Below are 19528 nucleotides of genomic sequence, written 5' to 3' on the forward strand. Positions count from 1 at the left end.
CCCCCATGAACTCCAGCTACGCCGTCCCCGCCGTCGCCCTGGTCGTCGTCGCCACGGTCCTCGTCGGCGCCTTCGGCCTGCGCATCTCCCGCACCACCTCCGACTTCTACGTCGCCTCCCGCACCGTCGGCCCCCGCCTCAACGCCGCCGCCATCAGCGGCGAGTACCTCTCCGCCGCGTCCTTCCTCGGCATAGCGGGCCTCGTCCTGGTCCAGGGCCCCGACATGCTCTGGTACCCGGTCGGCTACACCGCCGGCTACCTCGTCCTGCTGCTCTTCGTCGCCGCCCCGCTGCGCCGCTCCGGCGCCTACACGCTCCCCGACTTCGCCGAGGCCCGCCTCGCCTCCCAGGCCGTACGGCGGCTCGCCGGAGCCTTCGTCGTCGGCGTCGGCTGGCTCTACCTGCTGCCCCAGCTCCAGGGCGCCGGGCTCACCCTGACGGTGCTGACCGGGGCGCCCGACTGGCTCGGCGGCGTGATCGTCGCCGTCGTCGTCACCGCCACCGTCGCCGCCGGCGGCATGCGCAGCATCACCTTCGTCCAGGCCTTCCAGTACTGGCTGAAGCTCACCGCGCTGCTGGTCCCGGCCCTGTTCCTGGTCCTCGCCTGGCAGAGCGACGGCGCCCCCCGGAACGCCTTCGACGAACCGGCCACCTTCCGCGAGCAGCGCGTGGTCCGCGTCGACGACAGCGTCGACCTGAAGCTGGAGCGGCCGCTGACCGTCACGGTCACCGGCACCGTCGACGGCCGCGCCCACACCGACACGCGCCTCGACCTGCCGGCCGGCACCCACCACATCGAACGCGGCACCCGGCTCACCTTCGCCGAGGGCGCGACCGTCCCCGCGGCCGAGCGAAGCGCCGGCGGCGACCTGTCCCCGTCGCAGGCCGAGAGCCGCGCGGAACGCCCGCTGTACGCCACGTACGGGCTGATCCTCGCCACGTTCCTCGGCACCATGGGCCTGCCGCACGTCGTGGTCCGCTTCTACACCAGCCCGCACGGCGTCGCCGCCCGCCGCACCACCGTCGCGGTCCTCGGCCTGATCGGCGCCTTCTACCTCCTGCCCCCCGTCTACGGCGCCCTGGGCCGCCTCTACGCCCCCGAACTGACCCTCACCGGGGACCCGGACGCCGCCGTCCTCCTGCTGCCCGACCGGATGATCGGGGGAGTGGGCGGCGACCTCCTCGGAGCCCTGGTCGCGGGCGGCGCCTTCGCCGCGTTCCTGTCCACGGCCTCCGGCCTGACCATGGCCGTCGCGGGCGTCCTCACCCAGGACGTGCTGCCGTCCCGGGGCGTCAGACACTTCCGGCTCGGGACGGTCCTCGCGATGGCCATGCCCCTCGCGGCGAGCGTCCTGGTCGGCGGGCTCCCCGTCGCCGACGCCGTCGGGCTCGCCTTCGCCGTCTCCGCGTCCTCGTTCTGCCCGCTGCTCGTCCTCGGCATCTGGTGGCGGCGGCTGACCCCGCCCGGCGCGGCGGCGGGGATGCTGGTCGGCGGCGGCTCGGCCCTGCTCGCCGTCGCCGCGACCATGGCGGGCTACCCGGGCGAGGGCGCCGCCCTGCACGCCCTGCTCGCCTGGCCCGCCCTGTGGTCGGTGCCGCTGGGCTTCCTCACCATGATCCTGGTCTCCCTGGCCACCCCCGGCCGGGTCCCGCCGGGCACGGCCGCCGTCCTGGCCCGCTTCCACCTGCCCGAGGAACTGCGCACGGAGGTGACGGCATGAGCGACTTCCTGGCCGGCCTGTGCGTCGCCGTCCTCCCGGTCCTGGCCCTCGGCGTCTGGCTGGGCCGGCGCACCGCCCGGGCCAAGAGCCTCGCCGGCCTCGGCACCCCCGTCGAGCACGCCACCTTCGAGACCCTGCACACCGCCTCCCTCGCCGCGCCCCCGCTCAGGGCGGGCCTGACCGAGGAGACCGCCCGCAAGTCCGCCCGCAAACTGCGCTCCCTGCTCGGCACCGACGCCCTCTGCCTCACCGACCGCGAACAGGTCCTGGTCTGGGACGGCGACGGCGCCCACCACCGCACCCAGATCATGGAACGCCTCGCGGGCCCCCTGGACACCGGCCGGGGCGAGGCCTTCGCCCTGACCTGCGACCGCCTGGACTGCTCGGTGCGCTGGGCGGTCGTCGCCCCGCTCACCGTCGACGACCGCGTCCACGGCGCCCTGGTCGCCTGCGCGCCCCGCGAGTCCGCCGTCCTGGTCCGGGCCGCCGGCGAGGTCGCCCGCTGGGTGTCCGTGCAACTGGAACTGGCGGACCTCGACCAGTCCCGCACCCGCCTCATCGAGGCCGAGATCAAGGCCCTGCGCGCCCAGATCTCCCCGCACTTCATCTTCAACTCGCTCGCGGTGATCGCCAGCTTCGTCCGCACCGACCCCGAGCGCGCCCGCGAGCTGCTCCTGGAGTTCGCCGACTTCACCCGCTACTCGTTCCGCCGGCACGGCGACTTCACCACCCTCGCCGACGAGCTGCACGCCATCGACCACTACCTGGCACTCGTCCGGGCACGCTTCGGCGAACGCCTCTCCGTCACCCTCCAGATCGCCCCGGAGGTACTGCCCGTCGCCCTGCCCTTCCTGTGCCTCCAGCCGCTCGTCGAGAACGCCGTCAAGCACGGCCTGGAGGGCAAGGCCGTCTCCTCGGGCAAGTGCCACATCCAGATCACCGCCCAGGACGCGGGCGCCGAGGCCCTCGTCGTCATCGAGGACGACGGCGCCGGCATGGACCCCGACCTGCTGCGCCGCATCCTCGCCCGCGAGGTCAGCCCCTCGGGCGGCATAGGGCTCTCCAACGTCGACGACCGGCTCCGCCAGGTCTACGGCGACGACCACGGCCTCGTCATCGAGACCGCCACGGGCGCGGGCATGAAGATCACCGTGCGGCTCCCCAAGTACCAGCCGGGCGTGCACTCGGCGGGCCGGCTGACCCGGGAGTGAGCCCTCAGGTGCTCTTCGTGGTGGCCACCATCCCCAGGGTGATCAGGCCCAGGACGACCCAGCCGAACCACAGCCAGCCGTTGCTGCCGAGCGCCACCGTGTAGGCCGTCACCACGACGAGGCCGCCGACGGTGAGCACTCCCATGGTCTTCGTCGAGTTTGAACCGTTCGTGGAACCGGGCATCGCAACACCCTCCTCATGGTTCGGTCCCCTCCATGGTGCCCCCGTTCTGCCTCCTGACGGTGCAGACGACGACATGAGTACCGGATTTCCAGGGACCCTCGCTGGTCCACGAACCGGCTTCGTAGACGGACGGATCGAAGCCGTAGTCGCGCGGGGGGACGTCCCGCGCGCACGCCGCGTCCGATGAGGTCCGCGCCTCGGCGAGCGTCACCTCCGCGCCCAGCCGGGTGAACCCGAGCACCTGTTCGTCGTACCGTCCGCCGCACGGCACCAGCCGCGCCTCCCGGTTCGAACGGACGTCCAGACAGTCGCGCTTCTGCATGGTCGCGGTGTCGGCAAACGGCGTACCGAACCTACGCCGCTCCCCGAGCGGCCCGTACAGCGGCCCGTGCGCGCCGAGCACCAGGCAGGCCGTCCGCCGCCCGGCCGCCTCGAACCCGGTGGCGCTCGGTACGAGGGCATGGCTGCGGACATCGGCGAGCCGCTCCCGCAGCTCCCGCGTCCGCTCCTCGCACCGGGCCGGACCCAGCTTCCGCGCCTCCGCCGCGGAGGCGGCCTCCACGAACGCCAGCACCTGCCCGTCGGGCGCCTTGTCCCGGCAGGTCGGATCCAGCGTCAGGCGGGGCGTCCCGGCGAAGCGGCTCCCGCCGGGCCAGTCGGCGAGCACACAGTCCCCGTCCGCGAGCGGCTTCCCCAGCCCGACGACGTCTCCGTACGGCGCCCCCGTCCCGCCGCCGTCCGCGCGGTCGCCCAGCGCGTACCAGACGCCGCCCAGGGCGAGGACCAGCCCGAGACCGCAGGCGGCGACGGCCCGCAGGGCGGGGGAGCGCCTGCGCCGCCGCGTACCGGACGCGGCGGCGACGGGTCCGAGGCCGCCCGGCCCGGCTCCCGCCTCCCAGGGGGACGGCGACCCGGGATCGGTCCTGGTCCGCTCGTACGCCTCGGACCGGGAGGCGACGAGCCCCGACAGCGCGGCCTCCGCCTCCGGCGCGGTCATCCGCAGGTCCGGGTCCTTGGCGAGCAGCCCGCGCAGCACGGGCTCCAGCGCACCGGCCCGCACCGGCGGGCGCGGTTCCTCCATGACCACCGCGGTGAGCGCCGCCAGGTGCGACTCCCGCTCGAAGGGGCTGCGGCCCTCGACACCGAAGTACAGCGTGCAGCCCAGCGAGAACAGGTCCGCGGCCGGCGTCGGCGTACCGCCGGAGGCGCGCTCCGGCGCCAGATACCCGGCCGTGCCGACCAGCACGGACGCCTTGGTGTACCGCGTCTCACCCGCGTCCGGCTGCACCGAGATGCCGTAGTCGGTGAGCAGGACCCGCCCGTGGGGCGCGCCCGTGCGGTCCGGCGCGAGCAGGATGTTCGCCGGCTTCACGTCCCGGTGCATCACGCCCCGCTCGTGCCCGGCGGTCAGCGCGTCCAGCACGGCGAGGCCGACCCGGGCGCACTCGGCCGGGGCGAGCGGTCCGCGCCGGGCGACCAGCTCCCGCAGGTCGACGGCGCCGGTCACGTACTCCATGACGATCCACGGCAGGCCCTCGTGCTCCAGCACGTCGTGCACCGTCACCACGTGCGGGTGGCCGCGCAGCCCGGCCGCGTGCCGGGCCTCCGCACGGGCCCGCGCGACCCGCGCCTCCCGCTCCTGACCGGCCTCGGCCGGGTCGCGGAACACGATCTCCTTCAGCGCGACCTCACAGGCCAGTCTCTGGTCGTGGGCCAGCCAGACGTGCCCCATGCCGCCGCTGCCGAGCCGCCGCAGCAGCAGATAGCGGCCGGCGACGACCCGGCCCGCTCCCGACGTCGCAGATCCTGAGGACATCCGGTGCCTCCCGGGGTCGGCGGGGGTGCTAAGGGGTGGCGCTCGATGCGGGTGTGGTGGTCGCCGGGGGCGGTGAGCTCGTGGTCTGCGGCGGTGAGCCGGAGGTCTGTGGCGGCGGGCTGGTCGCGCGCGGCGGTGAGCTGGTCGTCTGTGGCGGCGGACTGGGCGTACGTGGTGGTTCGCCGGTGGCCTTCGGCGGTGTGTCGGTGCCGGTGTCGGTCGGCGGTGAGCTGGTCGTCGCAGGCGGAGCACTGCTCCGTGGCGGGGCGGCACTCGTCGCGGGTGACCCGGACCCGGGTGACCCGGAACCGGGCGGCGCGGCACTCGACGAGGACGGTCCGGAGGACGGCGCGGTACTCGACCGGGGCCGCTGCGAGGGCGGTTCCTGACTCGTCGCACCCCCACTCGTCGGAGCGCCACTCGTAGGACCGCCACTCGTCGGCCCGGCCTCGGTCGGCCTGACCCCGGTCGGCCCGGCACTCGTCGGCGTACCGGAACCGGCCGGGGGAGCCGGGAGAGCCGGGGGAGTGGTGGCCACCCGCACCGTCACATACGCCCCGAACGGCAGCTCGGCCCCCGCCCCCGGCTCGGTCGAGACGACCCGCGCCCGGTCCGGCGGCAGCCCCTCACCCCCGTACGCGACCGCCAGTCCCGCATCGGACAGCCGCCGGCTCGCCTCCGCGAACGTCGTCCCTGCGAGCCGCGGCACGGCCCGCCGCTTCGTCGCGTCGAAGTCGGAGTCGGCCTCACCCGTCGTCCCGACGGGCCGCTGGATCCCCCGCTCCGCGTCCTCGACGTCGACGAGGGCGATCCGCTCCAGTTCCCGGGAAGCGGGCCGTACGACCACGACCTCGGAACGGTCGTAGCCCTGCCACTTCTCGTTGCCGTCCTCGAAGGTGACCGATATCCGGCTCGTGTCGCCCTCGAAAGGCCGCAGGGGATTTCCGCACGAACATTTGACCGACGGAAGTCCCTTCTCGTCGACGAGTACCGCGATTCCCGCCTGGAGCAAGGCACGGAAGGGAACGGCCTTTCCCTTCTTGTAGTCGTGGTTCAGGGCGAGCGTGTCGTGACGCAGGAGAACAGGGGTGAGCCGGTCGAGATATCCGGGGATCCGGTCCGTGCGGAGTTCGAGGGCGGCTGCCCAGGCCCGTGCCTTCCCGGCGTTCCGGGGCGCGGTGAGGAACCGCTTCAACCGCTCGACGTCACAGATCTTCGGCTGCTCGGTCCCCCCGTACAGCCCCGGGGTGTCGCCCTGCTGAAGCCCGCTCGGCACCGGCCGCGACCGTACCCGGGCGTCCCGGCCGAGCCCACTGTCCTCGGCGAAGAAAGGCGCCAGGGACGGCACCCCGGCGGCGACCGCCTTGACCTCGAACAGGGGCGTGTTCGCATCACACCCCCCGAGCGCCAGCAGAAAGACGACCAGGACAGCAAGCTTCCGCATCACCGCTCCCCCCTGCGGTTCCCCCCGACGCGTTTCATGCTACTGAAGGAAAATGCTATTCATCCGGGTTGTGGAAAAAGAGCAGGGGGAGGGAAAAGAGCGGCCTGGGGAGACGGAGGAAATCAGTTCCCGCGTGCGTGCAGCGAGCTCAAATAGGCGTTGTACGCCTCGAGTTCCTTGTCCCCGTCGCGGTCGGCGGCCCGGTCCTGGCGCTTGGCCTGCCGCTGCTCCGAGGCGTACCACTGGAACAGCAGCGCGATCAGCACCAGCACGGACGGGATCTCACTGAACGCCCAGGCGATGCCGCCCGCCGCGTTCTGGTCGGAGAGCGCCTCGATGCCGAGGGAGGCGGGCGGGTTCTTGAACGTCTCGACCATCGGCTCGGACGCCATCATCAGCGCGATCCCGAAGAACGCGTGGAACGGCATGCCCGCGAACAGCTCCAGCATCCGCATCAGATAGCCCGGCCGGTGCGGCCCCGGGTCCACGCCCATGATCGGCCAGAAGAACACCAGGCCGACGGCGAGGAAGTGCACCATCATCGCGATGTGCCCCGGCTTGGAGCCCATCAGGGTGTCGAACAGCGGCGTGAAGTACAGCCCGTACAGGCTCGCGATGAACAGCGGGATCGTGAACGCCGGGTGCGTGACGATCCGCATGTACCGGCTGTGCAGGAACATCAGCAGCAGTTCGCGCGGCCCCTTGCGGCCCCGCCCCGCCGTCGGCAGCGCGCGCAGCGCCAGCGTGATCGGCGCCCCGAGCAGGATCAGGATCGGCGACACCATGCTGATCACCATGTGCTGCACCATGTGCACGCTGAACATGACCATGCCGTAGTCGTTCAGCTGGGTGCACATCATGAGCATGATGGTCAGGACGCCGATGACGAAGGCGACGGTGCGTCCCACGGGCCACTTGTCCCCGCGCCGCACGAGCCGCACGACACCCCACCCGTACAGCCCCAGCCCTACCAGGCAGGCGACGAGAAAGAACGGGTCGGTCGACCATTCCAGCCCTCGCCCCAGCGTGAACGGCGGCAGATCCATGGTCATGCCGTGCCCGCTGTGATCCATTCCGCCGGCTCCTGTTTCGTGGGGGTGTGCAGCAATCTGTCCGCCCCCAAGAGTAGAGCCGCCCCCGGTCACACAAGTGACCGGGGGCAAGGTTCCAGGGGCGCGGGGAACTGCGCGAGCAACCACCCACGACCGGCACTCGGCGGATCAGCTCAGGCTCAGAGAACGGTCTCCGCCTCGGCATACCGCTCGTCCGGCACGGTCTTCAGCGTCTCCACCGCCTCGGCCAACGACACCATCACTATGTCGGTCCCGCGCAGCGCGGTCATCTGCCCGAACTCCCCGCGGTGCACGGCCTCCACCGCGTGCCACCCGAACCGCGTGGCCAGCACCCGGTCGTAGGCGGTCGGCGTACCGCCCCGCTGCACATGCCCGAGGATGACCGGCCGCGCTTCCTTCCCCAGCCGCCCCTCGAGCTCCACGGACAGCTGTCGCGCGATGCCCGCGAACCGCTCGTGCCCGTAGATGTCCTTGCCGCCCTCGTCGAACTCCATGGTCCCGGGGCGGGGCTTGGCCCCCTCCGCCGCCACCACGATCGCGAAGCGCTTGCCGGCCTCGAACCGCTCGCCGACCCGCCGGGTCAGCTCCTCTATGTCGAAGGGCCGCTCGGGCACGACGATGGCGTGCGCGCCGGCCGCCATGCCGGAGTGCAGCGCGATCCAGCCGGTGTGCCGGCCCATGACCTCGACCACCAGGACCCGCTGGTGGGACTCGGCGGTGGTCTTCAGCCGGTCCAGCGCCTCGGTCGCCACCCCGACGGCCGTGTCGAAGCCGAACGTGACATCCGTGACGGCGATGTCGTTGTCGATGGTCTTCGGCACACCCACCACGGGCAGGCCGCTGTCCGACATCAGCCGCGCGGCCTTGAGCGTGCCCTCGCCGCCGATGGGGATGATCGCGTCGAGGCCGAGCTCCTCGACATGGCCCTTCGCCCGCTCCACACCGTCCCGCAGATGGGAGGGCTGGACCCGGGAGGACCCGAGAATCGTGCCGCCGCGGGCGAGGATGCCGCCCACCGCGTCGAGGTCGAGCTTGAGGTAGTCGCACTCCAGGAGGCCCTTCCAGCCGTCCCGGAAGCCGATGACCTCGTCGCCGTGGTCGACGACGGCGCGGTGCACGACGGACCGGATGACGGCGTTCAGGCCGGGGCAGTCGCCGCCGGACGTGAGGACACCAATGCGCATAGCCCGAATACCTTCTCAACGTGGGCCGGGGACCGGACCGCGTTGTCCGGCTGGAAACCCCGCCACCCTAGCGGCATCGAGGGGCCGGACCGAAGCACGCGTCCGCCTGCTGGACGACCCCGCTCACCTGTGCGGATGTGCCGTCAGACGGGCTGTTGACCAGCAGGTTGACGCGTGTCCCGGGTCAGCTGCGACGACCTGCTCAGGCAGGCTGCTGAGCAGCCGCGATGCGCTCGTTGCGCAGGGCCTCGTACCAGCGGTCGTCGGTCGGCGGCAGCGCGTTGACGTCGAGCGCCAGCTTCAGCAGCAGGTCCGCGATGAGCGGGTTGCGCGCCAGCACCGGACCGTGCATGTACGTGCCGAAGACGGTGTCGTTGTACGCGCCTTCCGTGCCGTCGCCCGTGCCGTTGCCGTTGCCCAGGCGCACCTGGGCCAGGGGGCGGGCGGTGGGGCCGAGGTGGGTGACGCCCTGGTGGTTCTCGAAGCCGGTCAGCGGGGGCAGGCCGAGCCGCGGGTCGATGTCGCCCAGCACGTCACCGACGCACCGCTCGCCCTCGCCGCGCACCGACACCACGTCCAGCAGGCCGAGGCCGGGCTCGCGCTGGCCGAGGTCGTTGATGAACTCGTGGCCGAGGATCTGGTAGCCGGCGCACACGGAGAACACGATGGCGCCGTTCTCCACGGCCCGGTGCAGTCCGCCGTCCCGCCGCAGCCGCTCGGCCGCGAGCCGCTGCGGACGGTCCTCGCCGCCGCCGATCAGGTAGATGTCGCCGGACGTCGGGATCGGCTGGTCGCTGCGCACGTCCAGCCGGGCCACGTCCAGGCCGCGCTGCCGGGCCCGGCGCTCCACGACGAGGGCGTTGCCCTGGTCGCCGTAGGTGCTGAGCAGGTCGGGATAGATCCAGACGATGCGCAGTTGGTTGTCGCTCACAAAAGTCCCCTGACGTCTCGTGCTCAGTTGCCGACGCGGCGGCGCAGGTCCTGGAACGCCGTGTAGTTGGCGATGACCTCGATGCGGCCTGGCGGGCACGCGGCCACGGCCTGGTCGAGGTTCTCGTAGACCTGGAAGTGCTGGTCGGCCACCTCCAGCCGCACCGCGAGGTCCAGCCGCCGGTCGCCGACGACGCAGATCGGGTGGCCCGTCAGACGCGTGTAGTCGACGTCCCACAGCCAGGAGGTGTCGGTGCCGTCGGCGGAGCGCGCGTTCACGGAGAGGATGACCGGGGCGGGCGGCGGGTCGATCAGGGAGAACGTCTCCAGCCAGCCGGCCGGGTTCTTCGCCAGCAGCAGTCTGAGGTCGCGGCCCTGGAACTGGACGACGTCGTACCGCCCGGCCACCGCCTGCACCTGGTACATGCGCTCCAGCGCGACCTGCGGCGGCACCCCGAACACGGCGGCGACGGCGGCCGAGGAGGCGGCGTTGGCCTTGTTGGCGCGGCCGGGCAACTGGAGGTGGATCGGCCAGGCCGAGCCGTGCGGGTCGAGGACATGGTCGCCTGACAGGGCCCAGCTCGGCGTCGGGCGGCGGAAGCCGCACTCGCCGCAGTACCAGTCGTCGCCCGGGCGCTGCATGACGCCGCCGCAGGACGGGCAGGACCAGGCGTCGTCCTTCCACATCTGCCCGGCGGCGACCCAGATCACGTTGGGGGAGGACGACGCCGCCCACACCACCAGCGGGTCGTCGCAGTTGGCCACGACCACGGCCTTGGAACCCGCGAGCCCCTCCCGCCAGTTCTCGGCGAGCATGCGGGTCTCGGCGGCGCGGTCGAGCTGGTCGCGGGAGAGATTGAGCAGCGCGATGCACTTCGGTGCGGTGTCCCGGGCGACGCCTGCGAGGTACTTCTCGTCGACCTCGATGACGCCGTACCGGGCGTCCGAGCCGCCGGCGAGGGCCGAGGTGATGCCGGCCGGCATGTTGGCGCCGAGCGCGTTGGAGACGACCGGGCCCGCCGCGCGCAGGGCTTCGGCGATGAGCCGCGTGGTCGTGGTCTTGCCGTTGGTGGCGGAGACCAGGATCACGTCCAGGTTCTGGGCGAGCCGGGCGAGGAGGTCGGGGTCGAGCTTGAGCGCCACCCGGCCGCCGATCACCGAACCGCTGCCGCGTCCAGCGGCGCGGGATGCCGCTGCGACCGCCTTGCCCGCGGTCACGGCCAGCTTGGCCCGCGGCGAGAGCGGGTCCGAGTTGCCTGCCATCAGTTCTCGATCCTCCTTGCGTACGCGCCGCGCGTTGAAGCCTGACGGCCACGTGGTGTGGACCTCAGCCTATCGAGATCCCTTCGCACTCCCGAACCGCGGCACTGTGGGGAACTCGTGCGGGAGGCGCGGATCGACAGGACCTTACTCTTGCCGCCATGCGACACAGCTCCATCCCCGGCGCCCACGGCCACGTGAGACCCCTCACCCTGCACGGCGACCCGCTCCTGCACACCCCCTGCGCGGAGGTCACCGACTTCGGCCCCGAACTGGCCCGGCTCGTCGACGACTTGTTCGCGACCATGTACGCCGCCCAGGGCGTGGGCCTGGCCGCCAACCAGATCGGCGAGCCGCTGCGGGTCTTCGTCTTCGACTGCCCCGACGACGAGGACGTCCGCCACCTCGGCCACGTGGTCAACCCCCGCCTCGTCGAGGCGGACGGGGTGGTGATCCGGGGCCCGGAGGGCTGCCTGTCCCTCCCGGGCCTGGAGGCGGGCACGGAACGCTACGACCACGCGGTGGTCGAGGGCTTCACCATGACCGGCGACCCCGTCACGGTCCACGGCACGGGCTTCTTCGCCCGCTGCCTGCAACATGAGTGCGACCACCTGGAGGGCCGCATCTTCGCGGACCACCTGACGGGCTGGCGCCACCGCAGACTGATGCGGCAAGTGGCCAGATCTTCTTGGCGCCGAGCTGAGTAGTTCAGGGGCGCGGGGAACTGCGCGACCAGCCCCCACCGGCCCGCACACGGCACACGACGGTCAGAACCCCGGACCCCCCACCCGATCCCCGGCCGCCGCGAGCCGCCCCCACAACAGATCAGCCAGACTCCGCACCAACTCCGCACGAGAACAAGGCCGTTCCCCCAGCCACCAGTCCCCGGCCGCATGCATCATCCCGACGATCCCATGCCCCCACACCCGCGCCAGCTGCTGCCCACCCGGCCCGAGATCCAGCCGCTCCTCGATGACCTGGGCCAGTTCCTCGCCCATCCGCCGCAGCAACGGCGCACTGTGCTTGCCCACGTCGAACCCCTGATCCCCCGGCTGGCCCCCCTCCGCCGGGTGCATCAGGAACCGGTACACCTGGGGCCGCGCCTCGATCGCCGCGAGGTACGTGTCGAGCGTCGCCTCGACGCGCTCGCGCCGGTCCGCCGGCGCGTCCAGCGCCGCCCGCAGCGAGTCCAGCAACGCGTCCGTGTGCCGCTTGGCAAGGGCCGCGTAAAGTCCGCCCTTGTCGCCGAAGTGCCGGTAGAGAATCGGCTTGGTGATGCCGGCCTCCGCCGCGATCGCGTTCATCGAGGCCTGCGGGCCGTCGCGCAGCACCACCCGGTCGGCGGCCTCCAGCAGCTCACGCCGTCGGCGGTCGGCGGACCGTTGCTGGTCGGTCCGCTGCGTGGTGTCCATGTGCTCTCCCCACCCGTGCTGTATCGATGACGCCTGCGCAAACTAACACTGAAGCATGGCCCGGACACCGAAAGGGTGCCGACCGGTCGGTAGGAGTTGACGCGGACTACCCACCGGTAACAGACTGGTGTTACCGCAAGTAACATGCACGTGTGCCGCTGGAGGGGACCGACATGGCCGAGTTCACCATGGAGCTCAACGACGAACAGAAGGAGGTCCGCGACTGGCTCCACGGCTTCGCCGCCGATGTGATCCGCCCCGCGGCCGCCGAATGGGACGAGCGTGAGGAGACTCCCTGGCCGGTCATCCAGGAGGCCGCCAAGGTCGGCATCTACTCCCTGGACTTCTACGCCCAGCAGTACTTCGACCCCACCGGCCTCGGCATCCCCATGGCGATGGAGGAGCTGTTCTGGGGCGACGCGGGCATCGCCCTGTCCATCGTCGGCACCGGCCTCGCCGCCGTCGGCGTCCTCGCCAACGGCACCGAGGAGCAGATCGGCACCTGGATCCCGCAGATGTACGGCGACGCCAACGACGTCAAGGTCGCCGCCTTCTGCTCCTCCGAGCCCGACGCCGGCTCCGACGTGGCCTCCATGCGCACCCGGGCCGTGTACGACGAGGCCAAGGACGAGTGGGTCCTCAACGGCACCAAGACCTGGGCGACCAACGGCGGTATAGCCAACGTCCACGTCGTCGTCGCGGTCGTCGACCCCGAGCTCGGCTCCAAGGGCCACGCCTCCTTCATCGTCCCGCCGGGCACCGAGGGCCTGTCCCAGGGCCAGAAGTTCAAGAAGCACGGCATCCGCGCCTCGCACACCGCCGAGGTCATCCTCGACAACGTGCGCGTCCCCGGCTCCTGCCTGCTCGGCGGCAAGGAGAAGCTCGACGAGCGGCTGGCCCGGGCCCGCGAGAAGGCCAAGCAGGGCGGGGAGCGCGTGAAGAACGCGGCCATGGCCACGTTCGAGGCCTCGCGCCCGGCCGTCGGCGCCATGGCGGTCGGCACCGCCCGCGCCGCGTACGAGGTCGCCCTCGACTACGCCGTGACGCGTGAGCAGTTCGGCCGGCCGATCATCGACAACCAGGGTGTCGCCTTCCAGCTCGCGGACATGCGCACCTCCATCGACGCGGCCCGGCTCCTCGTCTGGCGTGCCTCCTGGATGGCCGTCAACGGCAAGCCGTTCACCGCGGCCGAGGGTTCGATGTCCAAGCTCTTCGCCAGCGAGACGGCGAAGAAGGTCACGGCCCAGGCGATCCAGATCCTGGGCGGCAACGGCTACACGCGGGAGTACCCGGTGGAGCGGATGCACCGCGACGCGGCGATCTACACCATCTTCGAGGGCACCAGCGAGATCCAGCGGCTGGTGATCGCCCGCACGCTGTCCGGCAAGCCGATCCGCTGACGCGGCGATCGGGCCCCCTCCGGTATCGGGAGGGGGCACCTGATTTTTCAAGAAGGAGTCCGCCAAGAAGGAGGCCGTACCCGAGGTCGCCAAGACCGGCGACACCCTCGCCCTGAAGGGCACGGAGAACGGCAGCAAGCTCGACGTCACCGTCGTCAAGGTCGTTCCAGCTCGTCAACACCGGAACCAAGGCCTACGCGGACAGCCCGCAGAACGGCGCCCAGGTCGCCGACGACCAGGGCCAGCAGTTCCAGACCACCTTCGCCGAGGTCACCGCCGGGCCGTCCATGTCGTCCGCCGTCCGGCTCAAGCCCGGCGCCAAGGCACTGGGGTGGATCGTGTTCGACGTGCCGAAGAACTCGAAGGTGGCCACGGTCCAGTTCGCGATGGACTCCGGCTTCGCCGAGCAGACCGGCGAGTGGCAGCTCGCCTGACGTCCGCCGGCCGTTCGGCGGCGCCTGCCGGTTCTCACCGGTGCTTGAGGGGCGTCAGCTGTTCGATGTCGTAGCGGGCCCGCAGTTCCTGGATCGCCGCGTGGTCCGGCGGGCCCCCGCTCGCCAGGATCTCCAGCAGTTCCTCGAAGTACCGCTCGTGATCCGGCGGCGGGGACGCCTGGAAGAACATCTTGGCCGGGGTGTCCGTCGGGTTGGCGAACGCGTGCGGGCACCCGGGGGGTACGACGATCACCGTTCCCGGCGTCGCCCGCACCACCCGGTTGCCCGAAGCGGACTCCCACCTCTGCCAGTTGTCGGGGGTGCGCACCCGGGGCTCGAAGGCGAGGACGTCCAGCTCGCCTTCGAGCACGTAGAACAACTCCTCGCTGCGGGTGTGCACATGGGCGCCGACGTCGAAGCCCGGCGGCACGAGCACCTCGAAGGTGGAGGCCATGCGCGAGTGCGTGCCGGTCACCTTGAAGGTCACGTGCTGGGCGGGGGCCTGCACGACCCGGCCGTGACCCGGGGGGACGAGCAGGCCTTCCGTCGCCGTCATCGCCGGCTCACCACGTCACGGGCAGGGCCTCGGGCCCGCGGATCAGCGCGCCCTTCTTGAAGGGCACGTCCTCGGCCGGCACGGCGAGCCGCAGCCCGGGCACGCCGTCGAGGAGCGCGTCGACCAGGAGTTCCGACTCCAGCCGGGCCAGCATGCCGCCCGGGCAGTAGTGCGGACCGAAGCCGAACGAGACGTGCGGGTTCGGGCTGCGGGAGAAGTCGATGGTCTCCGGGTCGGGGAAGACGTCCGGGTCGCGGTTGGCCGCCAGGTACGACACGTAGATCGCGTCGCCCTCGCGGATCCGCACGCCCTGGATCTCCACGTCCTCCAGGGCGATCCGGGACAGGCCGACCGCGTTGCGGTGGGGGATCCAGCGCAGGAGTTCGTCGATGGCCCGGGGGCGGATCTCCGGCTCCGCGCGCAACCGCTCGGCGAGGTCGGGGCGGGTCAGCAGCACGTAGAACATCTGGCCGCTGTTGTTGGTGACCGCCTCACCGCCGATCTGGAGGAGGACCGCGAGGCCCACCGCCTCCTCCAGGGTGACCTCGCTCCGGCCCACGGCGGCGCCGAGCAGGGAGGTGACGTCCTCGCCGGTGCTGCCCTCGCGCAGGCCGATCAGGTCGGCGAAGTAGGCGCCCATCTCCTTCTTGGCCTTCTCGCTGACCTCGGCGCCGTGCGCGGAGGACAGGATCAGCTGGGTCCAGTGGTGCATGGCCTGCCGGTCGGCGGCCGGGACGCCCATCAGCTCGCAGATCACCGCGATGGGGAACGGGCCGAGCACGGCCTCGGTCAGATCGGCGGGCGGGCCGTCCTGGAGCATCTCGTCGACCAGCTCCGCCAGCATGCGGCGGGACCGCTCGCGCACCCGCTCCACGCCGCGCGCCGTGAACGCGGCGGCGACGCTGCGGCGCAGCCGGGTGTGGTCCGGCGGGTCCAGGAACCCGACCGCGCCCCGGGCCGGGATGAAGTGCGGAGCCAGCCGGGTGACCTGCCGGTCCATCACGGCCTCGCGGCCGAAGCGCGGGTCGTTGGTCACCATGCGCACGTCGTCGTAGCGGGTGACCAGCCAGGCCCAGCCCTCGCCGTTGGGCAGCTTGATGCGGGTGACCGGGCCCTCGTCCATCAGCTCGCGCAGGACCGGGTCGAAGTCCGCGCCGGACAGGTCGAGCGCCGGCCAGTCCCGGACCGGGGGCAGGGTGTCGGTGATCGTCTCTTCGCTCATCTCACTTCGTCCCGTCCGCGCGGTGCCAGCGGCCCAGGGCCATCTCGGCGGTGATACCGGGTCCGAACCCGGCGAGCAGCCCGCGCGCCCGGTGCTCGGGGCCGCCCTCGTCGAACAGCCGGCGCAGCGCGTCCAGGACGACGGCGCTGGCGATGTTGCCGTACTCGGTGAGCGTGGCCCGGCTGAAGCGGAAGGCGTGCGGGTCGACGTGCAGGAAGGTGCTGAGGTCGTCGAGGATGCGGGGCCCACCCGCGTGAACTATGTAGAAGTCCAGGTCGGACGCGTCCCAGCCGTGGTCACCGGCCAGGTCCTTCAGCGCCGGGGCGAGCGGCTCCATGGTGGCCGGGACCCGCTTGTCCAGCAGGAAGTGGAAGCCGGTGGCTTTCACGTCGTACATGATCCACTCCTCGGTCTTGGGGATCAGGTACGAGCCGTTGCGCTCCAGGCTGACGCCCTCGCCGCCCCGGCCGCGGACCGCGGCGGCGGCGATGCCGTCGCCGAACAGGCCGTTGGACAACAGCGAGCCGACACCGATGTCGGTGGGCTGGTAGCACAGCGAGCAGAACTCGCAGGCCACGATCAGCGCGTTGGCCTCGGGGTAGGCCGTGCAGAAGTCGTGGGCCCGGTTGATCGCCGCACCGCCGGCCGCACAGCCCAGCTGGGCTATCGGCAGCTGCCGGGTGGTCGGGTCGAAGCCCATCTCGTTGATCAGCCAGGCCGTGAGCGAGGGCATCATGAAGCCCGTGCACGACACGTAGATGATCAGATCCACGTCGGTGGTCAGCAGCTCCGCGTCGTCCAGCGCCCGCTGGATGACGGCGGGCACCCGCGCCTTGGCCTCGGCCTCGTAGAGCTTGTTGCGCTCCTCGAAGCCGGGGTGCTTCAGGGTTTCCGCGATGGGCTGCACGATGCGCCGCGTGCGCACACCGGTGTTCTCGATGAGCCGGAGGGCCAGCGGCAGTTGGGGGTGGTCGGCGTGGCGCTCACGCGCCAGCTCCAGCGTCTCCTCCATCGTGATCACGTGCTCTGGAACGGACACCGAGGGTCTGCACAAAGTCGCCATGAACCGTGCCTGCTTTCGCCTCCCGGAAGGCCCTTCGCCCCCCGGTCAGAAGGTGGTTCACCTCAAGGGGTGGTCCACCCACGATCACCCGGTGGGACGCCGATCTCGCGCCGGACTACTCCGTCTCGGGGACGCCGTGCCAGGCTCGTACCGACACTTCGACGACGGAGGACGCGATGACGCGGACGGCCCGGGACCTGCTGACGACGACCACCGCGGCCCTCGCCCCGGACCCGGATGCCAACCCTCTGGTCCCCCGGATCGCCGCCGGCGCGGCGCCCCGCGCCACCCTCGCCGCGCTGGCCCTCGAACAGACCTGGGTGATCCCCGCGGACCGCCGCGCGTTCGAGCACCTGGCGGCCCGCGCCGAGGCGGCCGACCCGGAGGTCGCGGCCTTCTTCACGACCCTCGCGGAGGGCGAGGCACTGGCGGGCGAGCGCCTGGTCGCCTTCGCACAGGCGTGCGGTGCGCAGGAGGCGTCCTACGAACCGCTGCCCGGCTGTCAGGCGTACCCCGCGTACGTGGCCTGGCTGGCCCTCAACGCCGCACCGGCGGACGTGGTCCTGGCCCTGACGGCCAACTTCTCGGCGTGGGGCGGCTATTGCGCGACGATCGCCACGGCCCTGCGCGAGCGCTACGGCTTCACGGACGAGGCCTGCGCGTTCTTCGACTTCTTCGCGGAGCCGTCACCGGAGCTGGACGGCCTGGCGGAGAGGGCGGTGGAGGCGGGTCTGGACGCCGGGCGCCTCGACGAGAAGCGAGCACACACATACGGCCGCCTCCTCCAGACATACGAGGCGATGTTCTGGTCCACGCTCGGGGAGACGTCCCTTTAGGGGCGCGGGGCTGTGTCGAATTGCGGCTCCGCCGCGCGGGCGCGACCAGCCACACACAACCCGCACTCGCAAGACGCTAGGTCGCACTCCCACTGCTGTGCGCGATACAGGCCACATCAATCCGATCGGCCAGCTTCGCCAGCTCAATGGCCAACTCGGCAACCGTGTCCTCGTCGAGCCCCGACTCCCCGCCCTCCACCAGCCGCACCCACCGACCCCCCACGGTCCGCAGCAGCTTGCTGACATCCGCCGCAGCCACCTGCAAGGTCCCGCGGTCGTCGACGATCAGAGGCAGAGTCACTTCGCGGTTCACAGACGGGATCGTAGCCTCGCAACACTCACGCACCGTGCCAAACAGTGGTGATGTTGCAGAACTCGCGGATTCCGTGCCCGGACAGCTCACGCCCGTACCCGGACCGCTTCACCCCGCCGAACGGGAACGCCGGATGCGAGGCCGTCATCCCGTTGAAGAACACGCCTCCCGCCTCCAGATCCCGGACGAACCGGTCCACCTCGTCCTCGTCCCGCGTCCACACGTTCGAACTCAGTCCGAAGGGCGAGTCGTTCGCGATCAGCACGGCCTCGTCCAGGTCGGCCGCCCGGTACAGCGTGGCGACGGGCCCGAACGCCTCCTCCCGGTGGATCCGCATCTCCCGGGTGATGCCGGCGAGAACCGTCGGCGCGTAGTACCAGCCGGGCCCCTCCGGCCGTTCGCCACCGCACAGCACCCGCGCTCCGCCGCGCACCGCGTCGTCGACCAGCTCCTCCAGGTCGCGCAGCCCCTGCTCGCTGGAGAGCGGCCCGACCTCGGTGTCCTCGGCCAGGGGGTCGCCGACCTTCAGCGCCTTCATGCCCTCGGCGAAGCGCTCGGAGAAGGCGTCGTAGACGTCCGCGTGCACGATGAACCGCTTCGCGGCGATGCAGGACTGCCCGGTGTTCTGCACCCGCGCGGTCACCGCGACCTTCGCGGCCCGGTCCAGGTCGGCCGAGGGCATGACGACGAAGGGGTCGCTGCCGCCCAGCTCCAGCACCGTCTTCTTGATCATCCCCCCGGCGGTGGAGGCGACCGCGCGGCCCGCGGGCTCGCTGCCGGTGAGCGTGGCGGCCTTGACGCGTTCGTCGCGCAGGATGTCGTCGACCGCGGCGGAGCCGATCAGCAGGGTCTGGAAGCAGCCCTCCGTGAAGCCCGCCCGGTGGAAGAGATCCTCCAGGTAGAGGGCGGTCTGCGGGACGTTCGAGGCGTGCTTGAGCAGGCCCACGTTCCCCGCCATCAGCGCGGGCGCGGCGAAGCGGACCACCTGCCACAGCGGGAAGTTCCACGGCATGACCGCCAGCACCGGCCCCATCGGCCGGTAGCGCACCCGCACCCGCGAGGCGCCGGAGTCCTTCACGTCGGCGTCGGCGGGCTCCTCGTCGGCGAGCAGTTCCTCGGCGTGGTCGGCGTACCAGCGCATCGCCTTGGCGCACTTCGCCGCCTCGGCCCGGGCCTGCTGGATCGGCTTGCCCATCTCGGTGGTCAGCACGCGAGCGATGTCCTGCTGGTCCTCGTCCAGGAGGTCGGCGGCCCGGTGCAGCAGCCGGGCCCGCTCGGCGAAGGCCGTCGTCCGGTACGTGCGGAACGTGGCCTCCGCGAGCTGGAGCCGGCGCTCGATCTCCTCCTCGCCCATGGCCTCGTACGTCTTGAGCGTCTCGCCGTTCGCCGGGTTCACCGTTGCGATGGGCATGGCTGACCTCCCTCGGTGCGGGCTGTGTCTCGACCTTCCCGCGCGGCGGAGGGGACCG

17 protein-coding genes and 2 pseudogenes are annotated in these 19528 nt (G+C 71.8%); 6 read left to right on the forward strand and 13 right to left on the reverse strand.

All coding sequences use genetic code 11. The features are described 5' to 3' along the window. Nucleotides 1-5 precede the first annotated feature (5 nt). Nucleotides 6-1721: a cation acetate symporter gene (locus ABZ386_RS06130; protein WP_351344577.1), complete on the forward strand. Its 1716-nt coding sequence runs from the start codon at nucleotides 6-8 to the stop codon at nucleotides 1719-1721. Beyond that, a complete protein-coding gene (locus ABZ386_RS06135; protein ID WP_355728338.1) occupies nucleotides 1718-2932 on the forward strand; it encodes a histidine kinase in 1215 nt (404 codons plus the stop codon). The genes ABZ386_RS06130 and ABZ386_RS06135 overlap by 4 nt, the downstream gene beginning before the upstream one ends. A 4-nt stretch (nucleotides 2933-2936) precedes the next feature. Here ABZ386_RS06135 and ABZ386_RS06140 read toward each other — a convergent pair whose 3' ends face one another. The 7 genes from ABZ386_RS06140 to ABZ386_RS06170 form a co-directional block, all read right to left on the reverse strand. Next, entirely contained in the window at nucleotides 2937-3116 is a 180-nt protein-coding gene (locus tag ABZ386_RS06140) for a hypothetical protein (RefSeq protein WP_114250679.1), read from the reverse strand. 13 nt (nucleotides 3117-3129) lie between these two features. Then, nucleotides 3130-4932 (reverse strand): protein kinase, encoded by a 1803-nt coding sequence (locus ABZ386_RS06145; protein ID WP_358963842.1) that lies wholly within the window; start codon nucleotides 4930-4932, stop codon nucleotides 3130-3132. Between the two features lie 28 nt (nucleotides 4933-4960). Beyond that, complete coding sequence (locus ABZ386_RS06150; RefSeq protein ID WP_358963844.1) at nucleotides 4961-6376, reverse strand: DUF6777 domain-containing protein; 1416 nt, start codon at nucleotides 6374-6376, stop codon at nucleotides 4961-4963. 122 nt (nucleotides 6377-6498) lie between these two features. Beyond that, complete coding sequence (locus ABZ386_RS06155; protein ID WP_351344564.1) at nucleotides 6499-7449, reverse strand: cytochrome c oxidase assembly protein; 951 nt, start codon at nucleotides 7447-7449, stop codon at nucleotides 6499-6501. A gap of 158 nt (nucleotides 7450-7607) precedes the next feature. Beyond that, nucleotides 7608-8633: a 6-phosphofructokinase gene (locus ABZ386_RS06160; protein WP_114250675.1), complete on the reverse strand. Its 1026-nt coding sequence runs from the start codon at nucleotides 8631-8633 to the stop codon at nucleotides 7608-7610. A gap of 202 nt (nucleotides 8634-8835) precedes the next feature. Next, nucleotides 8836-9564 (reverse strand): glutamine amidotransferase, encoded by a 729-nt coding sequence (locus ABZ386_RS06165; protein WP_351344561.1) that lies wholly within the window; start codon nucleotides 9562-9564, stop codon nucleotides 8836-8838. 23 nt (nucleotides 9565-9587) lie between these two features. Then, on the reverse strand, nucleotides 9588-10826 hold the full coding sequence (locus ABZ386_RS06170; protein WP_037765659.1) for a MurT ligase domain-containing protein: 1239 nt from the start codon (nucleotides 10824-10826) through the stop codon (nucleotides 9588-9590). Between the two features lie 158 nt (nucleotides 10827-10984). Between ABZ386_RS06170 and def the strand changes: the two genes are divergently transcribed. Beyond that, nucleotides 10985-11530: a peptide deformylase gene (gene def, locus ABZ386_RS06175; protein ID WP_355719367.1), complete on the forward strand. Its 546-nt coding sequence runs from the start codon at nucleotides 10985-10987 to the stop codon at nucleotides 11528-11530. A 60-nt stretch (nucleotides 11531-11590) separates the two neighbouring features. Here the strand turns inward: def and ABZ386_RS06180 are convergent, their stop codons facing one another. Further along, nucleotides 11591-12235 (reverse strand): TetR family transcriptional regulator, encoded by a 645-nt coding sequence (locus tag ABZ386_RS06180; RefSeq protein WP_114250672.1) that lies wholly within the window; start codon nucleotides 12233-12235, stop codon nucleotides 11591-11593. A 173-nt stretch (nucleotides 12236-12408) separates the two neighbouring features. Between ABZ386_RS06180 and ABZ386_RS06185 the strand changes: the two genes are divergently transcribed. Both ABZ386_RS06185 and ABZ386_RS06190 read left to right on the forward strand, forming a co-directional pair. Then, on the forward strand, nucleotides 12409-13635 hold the full coding sequence (locus ABZ386_RS06185; RefSeq protein WP_351345079.1) for an acyl-CoA dehydrogenase family protein: 1227 nt from the start codon (nucleotides 12409-12411) through the stop codon (nucleotides 13633-13635). A gap of 230 nt (nucleotides 13636-13865) precedes the next feature. Further along, a pseudogene (locus tag ABZ386_RS06190) lies at nucleotides 13866-14069 on the forward strand (hypothetical protein); the annotation flags it as partial. A 34-nt stretch (nucleotides 14070-14103) separates the two neighbouring features. Here the strand turns inward: ABZ386_RS06190 and ABZ386_RS06195 are convergent. The 3 genes and pseudogenes from ABZ386_RS06195 to ABZ386_RS06205 all read right to left on the reverse strand — a co-directional run. Continuing rightward, nucleotides 14104-14625: a cupin domain-containing protein gene (locus ABZ386_RS06195; RefSeq protein ID WP_351344549.1), complete on the reverse strand. Its 522-nt coding sequence runs from the start codon at nucleotides 14623-14625 to the stop codon at nucleotides 14104-14106. Nucleotides 14626-14632: 7 nt separating this feature from the next. After that, a complete protein-coding gene (locus ABZ386_RS06200) occupies nucleotides 14633-15847 on the reverse strand; it encodes a cytochrome P450 (RefSeq protein ID WP_351344546.1) in 1215 nt (404 codons plus the stop codon). Between the two features lies 1 nt (nucleotide 15848). Then, nucleotides 15849-16916: pseudogene (locus ABZ386_RS06205) on the reverse strand (type III polyketide synthase); the annotation flags it as partial. Between the two features lie 170 nt (nucleotides 16917-17086). Between ABZ386_RS06205 and ABZ386_RS06210 the strand changes: the two are divergent. Next, on the forward strand, nucleotides 17087-17746 hold the full coding sequence (locus ABZ386_RS06210) for a transcriptional regulator (protein ID WP_358963846.1): 660 nt from the start codon (nucleotides 17087-17089) through the stop codon (nucleotides 17744-17746). A 76-nt stretch (nucleotides 17747-17822) separates the two neighbouring features. On the opposite strand, the gene ABZ386_RS06215 is transcribed toward ABZ386_RS06210, so the two are convergent. Both ABZ386_RS06215 and ABZ386_RS06220 read right to left on the reverse strand, forming a co-directional pair. Next, nucleotides 17823-18059 (reverse strand): DUF6213 family protein, encoded by a 237-nt coding sequence (locus ABZ386_RS06215; protein ID WP_283970907.1) that lies wholly within the window; start codon nucleotides 18057-18059, stop codon nucleotides 17823-17825. 25 nt (nucleotides 18060-18084) lie between these two features. Further along, nucleotides 18085-19470 carry an NADP-dependent succinic semialdehyde dehydrogenase gene (locus ABZ386_RS06220; RefSeq protein ID WP_358963848.1) on the reverse strand — a complete coding sequence of 462 codons (1386 nt, stop codon included), beginning with the start codon at nucleotides 19468-19470 and terminating at the stop codon, nucleotides 18085-18087. Nucleotides 19471-19528: the final 58 nt, after the last annotated feature.

The sequence above is a fragment of the Streptomyces sp. NPDC006140 genome (assembly GCF_040628815.1).
Lineage (GTDB): Bacteria > Actinomycetota > Actinomycetes > Streptomycetales > Streptomycetaceae > Streptomyces.